Origin of the sequence: uncultured Paracoccus sp. (assembly GCF_947496875.1) — a bacterium.
Lineage (GTDB): Bacteria > Pseudomonadota > Alphaproteobacteria > Rhodobacterales > Rhodobacteraceae > Paracoccus.
Map to the genome: position 1 here is coordinate 111,370 of NZ_CANMEH010000004.1, position 13,969 is coordinate 125,338.

General features: G+C 69.1%; 12 protein-coding genes. 3 read left to right on the forward strand and 9 right to left on the reverse strand.

The annotated features are described in order from the left end of the window. Window positions 1–48: 48 nt before the first annotated feature. The 3 genes from Q0938_RS06980 to Q0938_RS06990 all read right to left on the reverse strand — a co-directional run bounded on the left by Q0938_RS06980 (window position 49) and on the right by Q0938_RS06990 (window position 5,294). On the reverse strand, window positions 49–2,679 hold the full coding sequence (locus tag Q0938_RS06980; RefSeq protein WP_299360517.1) for a DNA translocase FtsK: 2,631 nt from the start codon (window positions 2,677–2,679) through the stop codon (window positions 49–51). Between the two features lie 5 nt (window positions 2,680–2,684). After that, complete coding sequence (locus Q0938_RS06985) at window positions 2,685–3,872, reverse strand: aminotransferase class I/II-fold pyridoxal phosphate-dependent enzyme (protein WP_299360518.1); 1,188 nt, start codon at window positions 3,870–3,872, stop codon at window positions 2,685–2,687. An 84-nt stretch (window positions 3,873–3,956) separates the two neighbouring features. After that, on the reverse strand, window positions 3,957–5,294 hold the full coding sequence (locus tag Q0938_RS06990) for an amidase (protein ID WP_299360520.1): 1,338 nt from the start codon (window positions 5,292–5,294) through the stop codon (window positions 3,957–3,959). A gap of 159 nt (window positions 5,295–5,453) precedes the next feature. Here Q0938_RS06990 and Q0938_RS06995 point away from each other — a divergent pair, with 159 nt between their 5' ends. Further along, window positions 5,454–6,677, forward strand: coding sequence for a UbiH/UbiF/VisC/COQ6 family ubiquinone biosynthesis hydroxylase (locus tag Q0938_RS06995; protein ID WP_299360522.1), 1,224 nt, complete (start codon window positions 5,454–5,456; stop codon window positions 6,675–6,677). Window positions 6,678–6,787: 110 nt separating this feature from the next. Continuing rightward, on the forward strand, window positions 6,788–7,363 hold the full coding sequence (locus tag Q0938_RS07000; protein ID WP_299360524.1) for an outer membrane lipoprotein carrier protein LolA: 576 nt from the start codon (window positions 6,788–6,790) through the stop codon (window positions 7,361–7,363). Window positions 7,364–7,424: 61 nt separating this feature from the next. On the opposite strand, the gene Q0938_RS07005 is transcribed toward Q0938_RS07000, so the two are convergent. Continuing rightward, window positions 7,425–8,009: a lytic transglycosylase gene (locus Q0938_RS07005; protein WP_299360525.1), complete on the reverse strand. Its 585-nt coding sequence runs from the start codon at window positions 8,007–8,009 to the stop codon at window positions 7,425–7,427. Between the two features lie 186 nt (window positions 8,010–8,195). On the opposite strand from Q0938_RS07005, the gene Q0938_RS07010 reads away from it, so the two are divergent. Beyond that, window positions 8,196–9,380: an acetyl-CoA C-acyltransferase family protein gene (locus Q0938_RS07010; protein ID WP_299360527.1), complete on the forward strand. Its 1,185-nt coding sequence runs from the start codon at window positions 8,196–8,198 to the stop codon at window positions 9,378–9,380. Between the two features lie 339 nt (window positions 9,381–9,719). On the opposite strand, the gene Q0938_RS07015 is transcribed toward Q0938_RS07010, so the two are convergent. The 5 genes from Q0938_RS07015 to Q0938_RS07035 form a co-directional block, all read right to left on the reverse strand. After that, complete coding sequence (locus Q0938_RS07015) at window positions 9,720–10,316, reverse strand: queuosine precursor transporter (RefSeq protein ID WP_299360528.1); 597 nt, start codon at window positions 10,314–10,316, stop codon at window positions 9,720–9,722. 151 nt (window positions 10,317–10,467) lie between these two features. After that, window positions 10,468–10,974: a DUF3035 domain-containing protein gene (locus tag Q0938_RS07020; RefSeq protein WP_299360530.1), complete on the reverse strand. Its 507-nt coding sequence runs from the start codon at window positions 10,972–10,974 to the stop codon at window positions 10,468–10,470. Window positions 10,975–11,007: 33 nt separating this feature from the next. Then, window positions 11,008–11,793: a signal peptidase II gene (gene lspA, locus Q0938_RS07025; protein WP_299360532.1), complete on the reverse strand. Its 786-nt coding sequence runs from the start codon at window positions 11,791–11,793 to the stop codon at window positions 11,008–11,010. A gap of 16 nt (window positions 11,794–11,809) precedes the next feature. Then, a complete protein-coding gene (purH, locus tag Q0938_RS07030) occupies window positions 11,810–13,399 on the reverse strand; it encodes a bifunctional phosphoribosylaminoimidazolecarboxamide formyltransferase/IMP cyclohydrolase (RefSeq protein ID WP_299360533.1) in 1,590 nt (529 codons plus the stop codon). Between the two features lie 29 nt (window positions 13,400–13,428). Then, window positions 13,429–13,908 carry an Lrp/AsnC family transcriptional regulator gene (locus Q0938_RS07035; protein WP_299360535.1) on the reverse strand — a complete coding sequence of 160 codons (480 nt, stop codon included), beginning with the start codon at window positions 13,906–13,908 and terminating at the stop codon, window positions 13,429–13,431. Window positions 13,909–13,969 lie beyond the last annotated feature (61 nt).

Here is a 13,969-nt window from a genome sequence, read left to right on the forward strand (position 1 = left end):
CAACCTGTCCGTGGAACGTCGCCCGGCCGGCAGGAACGCGCCTCCGGCTCAGACCTCGGGAACCAGCACCTCGCGCTTGCCCACGTGGTTCGCGCTGCTGACGACGCCCTGGTCCTCCATCTGTTCGACCAGGCGGGCGGCCTTGTTGTAACCGATGGCGAGCTTGCGCTGAATGTAGCTGGTCGAACACTTGCGGTCCTTGGCGACGATCGCCACCGCCATGTCGTACAGCTGGTCGTCCGACCCGTCGCCGCCGCCAAGACCCAGCACCGCGTCGATGTCCGACGCCACCTCGTCCTCGGGTCCCTCGACCACGCCGGACATGTAGCTGGGCGGGCCGAAGCTCTTCAGATGGGTCACCACCTCCTCGACCTCCTCGTCGCTGACGAACGGGCCGTGAACGCGGGTGATCCGGCTGCCCCCGGCCATGTACAGCATGTCGCCCATCCCGAGCAGCTGCTCCGCCCCCTGTTCACCCAGGATCGTGCGGCTGTCGATCTTGGAGGTGACCTGGAAGCTGATCCGAGTCGGGAAGTTCGCCTTGATCGTGCCCGTGATGACATCGACCGACGGCCGCTGCGTCGCCATGACGATATGGATGCCCGACGCCCGGGCCATCTGGGCCAGCCGCTGGATGCAGGCCTCGATCTCCTTGCCCGCCACCATCATCAGGTCGGCCATCTCGTCGACGATGACGACGATGTAGGGGAACTTCTCGGGCTGGAATTCCTCGGTCTCGAAGACGGGTTCGCCGGTGTCCTCGTCGAACCCGGTCTGCATGGTGCGCTTGAACATCTCGCCCCGGGACAGCGCCTCGGCGACGCGGCCGTTATAGCCCTCGATGTTGCGCACGCCCATCTTGGACATCTTGCGATAGCGCTCCTCCATCTCGGACACGACCCATTTCAGGGCCACCACGGCCTTTTTCGGATCGGTCACCACGGGGGACAGCAGATGCGGGATGCCGTCATAGACGCTGAGTTCCAGCATCTTGGGATCGATCATGATCAGCCGGCACTCGTCCGGCGTCAGCTTGTAGAGCAGCGACAGGATCATCGTGTTGATCGCGACCGACTTGCCCGACCCGGTCGTGCCGGCGATCAGCAGATGCGGCATCTTGGCGAGGTTCGCCACCACCGGCTCGCCGCCGATGTCCTTGCCCAGCGCCAGCGGCAGCGGCGCCGCCGTTTCGGCAAAGGCGGGGGCCGACAGGATCTCGCGCAGCACCACCTTTTCGCGCCGCTGGTTCGGCAGTTCGATCCCGATCACGGTGCGGCCCGGGACGGTCGAGACGCGCGCCGACAGGGCCGACATGGATCGCGCGATGTCGTCCGACAGCCCGATCACCCGGCTCGCCTTCAACCCCGGCGCGGGTTCCAGCTCGTACAGCGTGACGACCGGCCCCGGGTGAACGGCGGTGATCTGGCCGCGGACCCCGTAATCGTCCAGCACCGCCTCCAGCATCCGGGCATTTTCGGTCAGCGCCTCCGGGCTCAGTTGGTGGCGCTGGACGGTTGCGGGCGACGCCAGCAGCGCCAGCGCGGGGGGCTCATAGAACGACGCGGCCGTATGGGTATTCGGGATCGCCCTCGCCTCACTGCGGACCTGGCGCGGCGGCGGGACATGGCGGGCGGTGGCCGGCAGCTTGACACCGTCGGTCGGCGCGTCGGACAGCGAACTCGTCGGCTCGGTCGCGTCCTCGTCAGACCCCAAGGGGCGCTGGCGGCCCAGCCGTGCGGTCAGTGCCGACAGCGCGGACCGTGCCCCGCCCTGCGACCGGGCGCTGATCGCGTCCGTGATCCGGGCGTGGATCTGTTCCTGTGATGGCCCCGCGTCCTCGTCGGTATCGGCGCGATCCGATTCGATCAGTTCGGGATCGGGGATCGGCGGCGACACCGGGGCACGGTACCGACCCAAAAGGCGGCCCGCGCGGGGACGATGGATTTCGGCCTCCGGATCCTCTCCCGCCTGCCGGGCGCGCCGGGCGGCAGATCGGCGACGCAGTGCCCGCGCACCGGCAACCGACACGCTGGCCCCGCGGCCGACCGCGGTCATCGCCAAGTCATAGGCGGTCGCAAGGCCGGTCACCAGAAACCGGCCGATCGCCATCAGTTCGCCGCGCGAAAAGCCCAGCACGAAGGCGGAAAAGGCGGCTGCCGCGACCGCCATCACCACAGCAAGGATCTTGATCGCGACCGCCGCCGGCAACGGGACCAGCCCGAGCATGGCCCCCATCAGCATGTCGCCCAGATGCCCGCCCAGACCGAAGCTTTCGGTCCAGCCGGCGGGCGGCACGAGCGAGGCGGCATAGACGGACACCAGCACCAGTACGATGGGTAGGAACAGCGCCCTCATCAGCCGCTCCTCGCCCCGGTGCAGCATCAGGCGCACCCCCCAGACCATCGCCCCCCCCGCCAGCACGTAACTGCCGTAACCGGTGATCATGAACAGCGCCGACGAGACATAGGCTCCGATTCCGCCCAGCAGGTTCTGCGCCGGCTGGTCCGTCGCCGACTGGAAACTGGGGTCCTCGGGCGAATAGCTGACCAGCATCATGGCGATTACGATGCCCAGCGCGATCAGGGCGGCGCCGGCGAGTTCCTTGCCACGTCGCTCCAGCGCGGCCTGCGTGGTCTGGTCGAACAGGGGATCGCGGTGTTTCGCCTGCCAGCTTGCCATTCGGATCATCCCTCCTCGTACAGAACGTCGCGGATGCGGGTCAGCGCATCCTCGGTTTCGGCCGCCGGGCCGACCAGGGCGACCCGGACATATCCCTGGCCGGGATTTCGTCCCTCCACCGCGCGGGACAGATAGGCGCCCGGCAGGACCTGGACGCCGGCGGTTTGCCACAGCCGCAGGGTCGCGGCCTCGCCGTCATCAACGGGCAGCCACAGGAAGAACCCGCCCGCGGGCGGCAGATAGCCGGGCACGTTTTCCAGGATCCGGTCGGCAATCGCGTACTTGGCCTGGTACAGCGCACGGCTGGCGGTGACGTGCGCCTCGTCCGCCCAGGCCATCTCGGCCACCCGCTGCAGCGGCAGTGGCAGCGGCGCCCCGGCATAGCTGCGCAGGACGCGGAACCGTGCAATGTGATCGGCGGTCGCGGCAGCAAAGCCTGAGCGCAGCCCCGGCAGGTTCGAGCGCTTGGACAGCGAATTGAACATCATCACCCGGTCGGGAAGGCCCATCGCCCGGGCCACCGCCAACGCGCCGGGGGGCGGCGCATCCCGCCAGATCTCGGAATAGCATTCGTCGGCAAAGATCAGGAAATCGTGCCGGTCGGCCAGCGCGATCAGCGTTTCCAGATAGGCGCGATCGGCCACCGCGCCCTGCGGGTTGGCGGGCGAACACAGGTAGCACAGCGCCGTCGCGTCCAGAACCGCCGGGTCTAGCCCGGCAAAATCGGGCAGATGCCCGGTGTCCGCCGTCGCCGGCACAAACACCGGCCGGGCGCCCACGGCCGCGGCGGCCACCGCATAGACCTGGTAGAACGGGTTGGGGATCAGCACGTTCGGCGGGGCGCCGTTCTTCGCTTCCGGGCACAGGGCCAGCGCCGCATTGAACAGGCCCTCGCGGGTTCCGTTCAGCACCGTGATCTGGCCGCTGTCCACGTCCATCGCGTGGCGGGTCCGCAGCCAGGCGGCGATCGCCGCCAGCAGCTCGGGCGTGCCTTCATTGGGCGGGTATTTGGCCAGTTCGCCGGCAGTGGCAGCCAGCGTCGGGGCGACGAAGTCGGGCATGGGGTGGCGCGGCTCGCCGATCGTCATGATGACGGGCGCCACGCCGGCAGGCGGGCTGACCCCGGTCAGAAGCCGGCGCAGGCGCGGAAATGCGTATTCGGGCAGGTTCGAAAACCGCTCGGGGACTGCCATGACTGCCTCGGGTTACGGGATCGTCGTCGCCCCGTTTGTGGGCAGGGTACCGGCAATGGCGTCGTGCGTCCAGCGAAACGGCGTTCAGGTCGCCGTCGCGGCCAGTGCCTGCTCGACGGCGGCCGCCACCCGCAGCAGGGCCCGGTCCGCGCCGGCCCTACCCATCAGCATCAGCCCGCAGGCAGGGCGCCCGGTCGGCAGGCTGACCGCGGGCAGGCCCAGCACATTGGCGATCCGGGTGTTACGCAGGGACAGCATGTTTTCGGTCGCAAAGAATTCAGGGTCGGCGATCGCCCTGTCCGCCTGCGGCGGCAGCAGCGGCGCGGTGGGCAGCAGAACCGCGTCGAACCCGGCGACTGCCTGGGCCCAGGTGACCCGGGCGCGGCGCAGATCCGTCCAGCGCTCGACGAATTCGGGTGCCGTCATCTGTTCGCCACTGCGGAACCGGGCCAGCGTCACCGGCAGCATCAGGTCGGGGGCCACGTCGATCTGGGCCCGCCACAGACCATAGGCCTCGGCGGCATAAAGTGGGGTGCCGAGCGCCATCGCCCGGGCCGCCTCCGGCGGGGTCGCATGGGTGATCGACGCTCCTGCCGCGGCCAGATGGGCCACCGCTTCCTCGAACGCCTGCACCGGCCCCTCGCGGGCGTCCTCGTATGGGACGCCGCCAAGCACCAGCAGTCGCAGTCCCTTGATCGAGGCGCCGCGCAGGTCGGCCGCCGTGCGGCCGGTCAGCACTGCCATGATCTCGGCACAGTCCTCGACCGTCCGGGCGATCGGGCCGGTGACGTCGAAGCTCTGGCACAGGGGCAGCACGCCTTCCATCGGAACCGCGCCGTGGGTCGGCTTGAAGCCGACCAGGTTGTTCCACGCAGCGGGCAGGCGGACCGATCCGCCGGTGTCGGATCCGACGGCCGCGGCGGCAAGGCCCAGCGCCACGGACACCGCCGCCCCCGAGGACGAGCCGCCCGGACACAGTGCCGGATCTAGGCTGTTCGGCGGCGTGGCGGTGCCGGGGTTCACCCCGAGACCGGAGAACGCCAGCTCGGTCATGTGGGTCTTGCCGAGGCAGACCAGCCCCTGCAGCGTGGCGTCGGCCAGTTGCCGGGCGTCGGCGACCGGCACGCGGCCCTCCAGCAGGCGGGTGCCACCCTGGGTGGCGACGCCGGCGCTGTCGATGTTGTCCTTCCAGCTCAGCGCGACCCCGTCCAGCAGGCCGCGCCGCAGGCCGGCCTTGGCCCGGTCATGCGCCGCCACGGCCTCGTTCCTCGCCCGATCCGGGGTGGTCCGGGCAAAGATTCGGGCGGCGTCGGGATGCCGGGTGATGGCGTCAAGATAGCCGTCCGCCAGATCGACGGGGCTGACCAGCCCGGCCAGGATCGCCCGGCCCTGTTCGGTCGCGGATGATGTCAGCCAGTCCATGCGCTTTCCCTTATTCCCCCGACGCCGCAGCCCGGTGCGTCGCCGCAAGGCTAGCGGCGCCGGCAGGGTCGGGCAATGGCGGATGGACCCTGACCCGCGCGGCACCTAAGCTTGGCCCCGGGATGCGCCACGGCGGCCGTCCACAGGATGAGGCGGAAGATGCGGTTCGACCATGACGTGATCATCGCCGGAGGCGGGCTGAACGGACCGGCGCTGGCGCTGGCGCTGCAGGCCGCCGGGCTGTCGGTCGCGGTGGTCGATGCGCGCCCTGCGGCCGACCGGGCGGCCGAAGGGTTCGACGGGCGCGCCTATGCGCTGGCACTGGCGTCGCGGCGGCTGCTGACGGCGCTGGGGCTGTGGGGCGGCCTGGCGCCGCACTCGCAGCCGATCAACCGGGTGATCGCGACGCAGGGCTGGCCGGGCGAAGGCGCGGGCCGTCTGGCCCTGATGTTCGACAGCGCCGAGATCGAGGAAGGTCCGGTCGGACACATGCTGGAGGACCGGTTCCTCTATGCCGCCCTGATGGATGCCATGCACGGTTCGGTCCGCCACATCGCGGGGACCGCCGTGACCGGGCAGGAATCCGGCGCGGGTGGGGTGACGGCGGTCCTGTCGAACGGCCAGCGACTGACCGCGCGCGTCCTGGTCGGGGCCGACGGACGCCAGTCCGGCGTGGCAGAGCGGGCGGGACTCCGCCGGGCCGGCTGGTCCTATGGGCAGACCGCGCTTGTCGCGGCCGTCGATCATGCACTGCCGCACGAGGGGATCGCCCATCAGTTCTTCATGCCGACCGGGCCGCTGGCGATCCTGCCCCTGCCCGGCAACCGCAGTTCCATCGTCTGGTCCGAACCGGACGACAGCGCCGCGGCCATCGCCGGGCTGGACGACCTCGGGTTCATGGAGGTGCTGAGGCCCCGCTTCGGCGACTTCCTGGGGCGGATCACGCTGGCCGGGCCGCGCTTCACCTATCCGCTGAGCCTGGCCATGGCGCACGACTATGTGGCGCGCCGGGTGGTGCTGGTCGGGGACTCGGCCCACGGGGTCCACCCGATCGCCGGACAGGGGCTCAATCTCGGGCTGCGCGACGTCGCCGCCCTGGCAGAGGTGCTGGTCGAGGCGTGGCGTCGTGGCGAGGACATCGGCGCCGCGGACGTGCTGGCGCGCTATCAGCGCTGGCGCCGGTTCAACGCGACTGCGCTGGGTCTGGGCATGGATGCCGTGAATCGGCTGTTTTCCACCCCCAACCCGCTGCTGCGGACGGTCAGGGGACTGGGGATGGGGGCGATCACCGCCATCGGTCCGGTGCGTCGCACCTTCATGCGCCAGGCTGCCGGGTTGAGCATGGACCCGATGCCACGGCTGCTGACCGGGCAGCCGCTCTAGAACCGGCGGACACGCTCGCCGGAACCGTCACGAGCCTGAGAGCGTTCAGCGGCCGACCCGTCCCTGTTTCGTGACGTGCAACCTATTGGGACGGCGCTATGATCCGCTGCATGAACCTTCGCTCCCTCGCTCTTGCGCCCGCCTTCGCCCTCGTCCTTGCCGTCCCGGCGATGGCCGAGAAGATTTCCCTCAACGAGATCTCGCGCTATCTGAACACGATCAAGACGGCCGTGGCCGGGTTCACGCAGGTCAACCCGGACGGCTCGATCTCGACCGGAACGGTCTATATCCACCGGCCGAACCGGGTCAGGTTCGAATACAAGGGCGACAAGACCCTGGTGATCGCGTCCGCGGGGCAGGTCGCCGTGTTCGACCGCAAGTCGAACACCGGCCCGCAGCAATACCCGCTGTCCAAGACGCCGCTGTCGATCATCCTGGCCGACAACATCAATCTGGGCCGTGCCCGCATGGTGACCGCCCATTCGGAACAGAAGAACACGACGGTGGTGCGGGCGCAGGACCCCGAGCATCCCGAATACGGCAACATCCAGATGGTGTTCACCGCCAACCCCACCCAGTTGCGGCAGTGGGTGGTGACGGACGACGCGGGCAAGAAGACGACGGTCATCCTGGGCGACATGCAGACCGGCGTCGGCATCCCGGCCTCGAAGTTCGCGATCCAGTAAGCGGCCCCTCAACGGCGGCGGGGCAAGGCGGTCCGTTCGGCACCTTGCCCAGTTCCGGCGGTCAGGCCCGTCTGCAGCTGGCCAGTTGCTGACGGTACATCTCCGACCGGGCGCCCACCTGCGCGGCCACCGCCACCAGCCATGACTTGCTGTTGTACGATCCGCGCGCGAACCCGCTGCGCCCTTCGTGATAGGCAAGGTACTGGTTGCGCGCGTCGTGGGGCGAGATTCCCAGCCGCCGGGTCGAGTTCTGCATGTACCAGCCCATGAAGTCGGTGGCGTCGCGGATGTTGTCGCGCCGCGCCCGGCGCTGGCCGGTTTCCTGCAGATATTCGTCCCAGGTGCCATCCAGCGCCTGGGAATAGCCGAAGGCCGAGCTCTGCCGTCCCAGCGGGATGATCCCCAGCGCATACTGGTGGGGGGTCCGGGCATTGCCCACGAATTTCGATTCCTGGTGGATCGCGGCCATCTGGACGTGAACCGGCACGCCCCAGCGACGCTCGGCCTTCCGCATCGCCTGCAGATAGGCGGGCCGTTCCGCGACCAGCGCGCAGGCATTGTCGAGGTTGCGGGGCGGCTTGCCCCCGCCCCCGCCCCCGCAGGATGCCACCAGAAGGATGATCCCCAGCTTCAGGTATCTGTTCATCTGCCGCCTCGGTTTTTTGTCGTGTTTTGCCCCGGAACCTAACGGAAACGGGCCGGCGGGGAAATCAGGAATGCGTCAGCCGGGATGCGGGCGGTGCCCGGACCGTCGCCATGCAATGGCCTTTCGCCCGTGTTCGCTTCGGTCTAAGGTGCGGCAACGTAAACAGACCGTGAAAAGGGAGAGGTCATGGCCGAGAACGAGATCGTCATACTTTCCGGCGCCCGCACCGCCATCGGCGGATTCGGCGGCAGCCTTGCCGGAATTCCGCCCATCGACCTGGCCACGACGGTCACCAAGGTCGCGATGGAACGCGCGGGCGTCTCGCCCGAGCAGATCGGCACGGTCGCCTTCGGGCACGTCATCAACACCGAGCCGCGCGACATGTACCTGTCCCGGGTCGCGATGCTGAACGCCGGCATCCCGGACAAGACCCCCGCCATGAACGTGAACCGCCTGTGCGGATCGGGCGCGCAGGCGATTGCCTCGGTGGCGCAGTCGCTGATGCTGGGGGATGCGGATTTCGGCGTCGCCGGCGGCGCCGAGAGCATGAGCCGCGGCCCTTACATCCTCCCGTCGATGCGCCACGGCGCGAAGATGGGTGATCAGCAGGCGCTGGACATGATGGTGGGCGCGCTGACCGATCCGATGGGCACCGGCCACATGGGCGTGACCGCCGAGAACGTGGCCAGCGAGCACCAGATCAGCCGCGACGACCAGGACGCTTTCGCGCTGGAAAGCCAGAACCGCGCCGCCCGCGCCATCCAGGAAGGCCGCTTCAAGGAGCAGATCGTCCCGGTGCAGGTCAAGACCCGCAAGGGCACCGTTACCTTCGACACGGACGAGCATCCCAAGGCCACCACCACCGAGGCGCTGGCCGGGCTGCGCACCGTGTTCAAGAAGGACGACGGCACCGTGACCGCCGGCAACGCCAGCGGCATCAATGACGGCGCGGCCGCGATCGTGCTGGCGCGTGCCGACGCCGCCAAGGCCGCAGGCCTGACGCCCAAGTTCCGGCTTCTGGGCTACGCCCACGCCGGCGTGCGCCCCGAGGTCATGGGCATCGGCCCGATCCCCGCAGTCGAGAAGCTGATGGAGAAGACCGGCCTGTCGGTGACGGATTTCGACGTGATCGAGTCCAACGAGGCCTTTGCCGCGCAGGCGCTGGCGGTGAACAAGGGTCTCGGGCTCGACGCCGAAAAAGTGAACCCGAACGGCGGCGCCATCGCGCTTGGCCACCCGATCGGCGCGACCGGCGCGGTGCTGACGGTGAAGGCGATGTACGAACTGGAACGGACCGGCGGCAAGCTGGGGCTGATCACCATGTGCATCGGTGGTGGCCAAGGTATCGCGCTCGCCATCGAACGGATCTGATCCGGCGCAACTGCCCTATCTGACAAGCATCAGCCCGGCCGCAGCAATGCGGGCGGGCTTTTCAGTGAACAGCGGACCGGGCTTCGCGATCCCGGCGGCCGCAAGCAGAACGGGCCGCCCTTGTGGACGGCCCGCGAGATCTGGGAGATGGTCCGGTTAGGGATGGAAATCATCCGGTCCCAGGCAGGGTTTGGCCCCCTTTGGGGTTGCCCTCAGGCGGCACGCCCCCTGATTGTCCCGACACCTCTCTCCAACATCACTCTCGACACTGGACCACCTCCTTTCGCTGCGTTGACACTGACGTCAGACTGCCACAGCGATTCGGTCTGTCAACGGAAATCAGGGTGCGCGTGTCAGGATTTTGTGGATCGTGATCCGGAACGGCGCAAGGGCGAGTATGGCAAGCACCAGCTTGACCCCCCAGTCAGCGACGGCCAGCGACACCCATACCGGCGTGACCGGCCCGGCGCCCAGGAGCGGGACCGCCTCGTTCGCCCACCCGGTGTTGCCATCGGCCGGCAGGAACGCGGCAAAGGCGATGCTGAAGAACAGTGCCGTATCCACGGCCGACCCGATGATCGAGGACACCAGCGGCGCCCGCCACCAGTCCTGCCGGCGGAGGCGGTCGAACACTGCGACGTCCAGCAGCTGCGCCACCAGAAACGCCGCGCCCGAGGCGATCGCGATGCGCAACGTGGTCTTGTCCAGCCCCGCCGCAATCAGCGAGCATGCCAGGCCCACGGCGAATCCAGCCAGCACGACGCGCCGTGCCGCGCGGGGACCATGGATCCGGTTGCTGATGTCGGTGACCAGGAACGCGAACGGGTAGGTCAGCGCGCCCCAGGTCAGCCAGTCGCCCAGCATGATCTGGACAAGGATGTTGGATGCGACGACGACCGCCGCCATCGCCATGATGGCGGGCACGAGAGAGCGCATGGGGATCGTTTCCGTTTTACAAGGTGGCGGAACAACTCGGTCCCGCAGCGCAACCCACGTGGGCGCGACGGAACGGATGCCGCTTACGGACGCTGAACCCGGCTGTCAAGGATCGGCGTGAGCCATGGGGCGGGCACGCCCACCCCCGAGATCACGGCTCCGGCGGCGCGGTCGGGGTCTGCACCCCGGTCGGGCGCCAGCGGTCCAGTTCGCTCCAGCTGTCCAGCGTCTGCGGACGATAGGCGCGATAGTAGACGCCCTGCCGGCCCAGAACCTCCAGGGGGCGCCGTCCCTGCCGGGACCGGAACTGCTGATCCTCGGCCGCGGTGATTTCGCGGATGTCGGACTGGAGGCCCTGACGGCCCGCATAGGCGACCAGGGCCGCGTCGCTGGCGGCGATCCCCTGATCGGTCAACCTGGCAGGGTTGCCGCCCAAGGCCACGACCGCATCGGCCCTGGGGGTCGGATCCGTGATGTTGGCACCCTGCGGCGTCGGGGGCGGCAGCTGCGCCAGGCTTGGCGGCATCTGCAGCGCCCGGGTCGGCACGATGGCGAATTCATCCGGACCTTCGCTGCTGGAACGGATGTTCATCAGCCGCCCGTCATCGGCGCAGCCGGCCAGCACCAGCAGGGACAGGCCAAGTGCAACAGACCGCATGTTCGAAACTCCGGTTCCTTCGTCGGACCGGGTTTAGCGCGTCCGGGCCTTGCCGTCACGGGTCTTGTCGTCATGGGTCTTGTCCCGCCGCGCGCGGCTCCGGCGCGGCTTTTCCTGCGGCAGGTCCCCGCCCGCGCCACCATCGCCCGGCAGGAACACCAGTCCGAGGGCACCGGCGAAGATCGCGATGTCGGCGATGTTGAAGCTGTAGGGGTTGCGCCAGCCCGGCAGCGACATGTTCAGGAAATCGGCCACCGCCCCATAGGCGATGCGGTCGATCACGTTGCCGACCGCGCCACCGATCAGCAGGCCCGACGCGACCTGTGCAAGTCGTCCCGGCCTGACCCGCCACAGCCAGATCGCGACGCCCACACAGACCACGGCCGCAACCCCGACCAGGATCCAGCGCATCACCTCGACATCGGAACTGAACAGGCCGAAATTGATCCCCTGGTTCCACGCCATCCGCAGGTTCAGGAACGGCTCCCATACGGTGAGCTCCTGGATCTCCTTCAGGCGCAGCGCATGCACCACGACGTATTTCGTCAGCTGATCCAGCGCGACGACGACCGCCGCGACGATCAGTGCCATCCGCAGCGCAGCCGATCGGTCCGGAACCGGTGGCGCGACGGCCTTGCCCGCGCTGCGCCGGGGTCGCGGCGCAGCCTTGGCCCTTGCCTGTCCGGACGTGCCGTTGTCGGCGCCGCGCGCGGGCGCAGATCCCGCCGACTTGCGCCGGGGGGCGGAGGACGCCTTGCGCAGCTTGGGCTCGGGCGGGTCCGCTGGCGGATCGATGGGCGTGGGGGCGTCGTCGGTCATGCCGGCAGGGCCGCGATCAGTGACTGAAATGCCGCTGGCCGGTCAGCACCATGGCCAGACCCAGCCGGTCGGCCGCCGCGATCACCTCGTCGTCCCGCATCGATCCCCCGGGCTGGATCACCGCCCGGGCACCGGCCTCGGCCAGCGCCTCGATCCCGTCGGCGAACGGAAAGAACGCGTCCGAGGCCACCGCCGCGCCTTCGGTCAGGGGCGCCGCCAGCCCCAGTGCCTCGGCCATGTCTTCCGACTTGCGCCGGCCGATGCGGGTGGAATCGACCCGGCTCATCTGACCGGCCCCGATCCCGACGGTGGCCCGGTCGCGGGCATAGACGATCGCGTTCGACTTGACGTGCTTGGCCACGGTCCAGGCGAACAGGAGATCCTGCATCTCGGCGTCGCTGGGCTGACGACGCGTCACCACCCGCAGGTCCGATGGCGCCACCTGCCCGGTATCGCGGTCCTGCACCAGAAAGCCGCCGGAGACCTGCCGGAAGGTCAGCCCGCCCGCCCGCGGGTCGGGCAGGCCGCCCGTGGTCAGCAGGCGCAGGTTCTTCTTGCCGGCAAAGACCTCGCGCGCCTCGGCATCCGCGTCGGGCGCGATCACCACCTCGGTGAAGATCTCGGCGATGGCGCGGGCGGTCGCCGCGTCCAGCCGGTGGTTCAGGGCGATGATCCCGCCAAAGGCGCTGGTCCGGTCACAGTCGAAGGCACGCCGATACGCCTGCTCCGGCGTATCGCCGCGCGCGACCCCGCAGGGATTGGCGTGCTTGATGATGGCGACCGCGGGCCCATCGGCTGGATCGAATTCCGCCACCAGTTCGAACGCGGCGTCGGTGTCGTTGATGTTGTTGTAGGACAGTTCCTTGCCCTGCCACTGCGTCGCGGTGGCGACGCCCGGCCGCGCGGAGCCGTCGGTATAGAACGCCCCCGCCTGGTGCGGGTTTTCCCCGTAGCGCAGGGTCTGGGCCAACGTCCCCGCAAAGACCCGCCGGCGCGGGGCCGCTTGTCCGATCGCACCGGCCATCCAGCCGGACACTGACGCGTCATACGAGGCGGTGCGGGCAAAGGCGACCTGCGCCATCGTCTTGCGAAACCCCGCCGTCGTCGCGCCGTCATGCGCGTCGAGTTCGTCCAGCAGCGCCTGATAGTCCTGCACGTCCACGATCGTCGTGACATAGGCGTGGTTCTTGGCCGCGGCGCGGATCATCGCCGGCCCGCCGATGTCGATGTTCTCGACGCATTCCGCGTAACCGGCGCCGCGGGCGACCGTCGCCTCGAACGGGTAGAGGTTCACCACCAGCAGATCGATCGGCTCGATCCCGTGTTCCGCCATGCTGGCGCGATGGCCTTCATCATCGCGCAGCGCCAGCAGCCCGCCATGGACGCGCGGATGCAGCGTCTTGACCCGGCCGTCCATCATCTCGGGGAACCCGGTCAGATCGGCGACGTCGCGCACCGTCAGCCCGGCCTCCCGCAGGGCGGTCGCGGAACCGCCGGTGGACAGCAACTCGACCCCGCGGGCCGCAAGGCCCTGGGCAAGTTCGGTAAGCCCGGACTTGTCGGATACCGAAATGAGGGCGCGGCGCAGCGGGATGGGATGGGTCATGGGCGTCTCGTGTCTGCGATGCCGTTCCCCTATCCCCCGTGGGCGCGAAGGTCCAGCACGCCGCGGTCCTTGACCGTGCGCAGCACGATGTCCGACCGGACCTGGCCCACCTGCGGATGCGGCAGCAGGTGGTCGTGGATGAAGACCGCGAACGCTTCCAGGTCGGCGCAGCGCACGTCCAGCACGTAATCGGCGTCGCCCGAGACGGAGAACGCCGACTGCACCACGGGTTCGGTGTCGATGAACCGGACGAAATCGTCGTCGCTGCGCTTGCCGTGGGCGCGCAGGTTGACCCGCACGATGGCGCGCAGCCCGATCCCCAGCCGCGCGGCGTCCAGCCGCGCGACATAACCCTTGATCACGCCGGCCTGCTCCAGCGCGGCCCGGCGGCGCGCGCACTGGCTGGGCGACAGGTTCACCAGCTGCGACAGCGCCGCCGCCGTCATGGACCCGTCGCGCTGCAGCGCGCGCAGCAAGGCGATGTCGTGGTGATCGAGACTGATGGTCATGATCGACCGACCTTGTGCGTCTTCTTCGCATGGATCCGCTCGAAGGGCTCAAGTTTGCGCC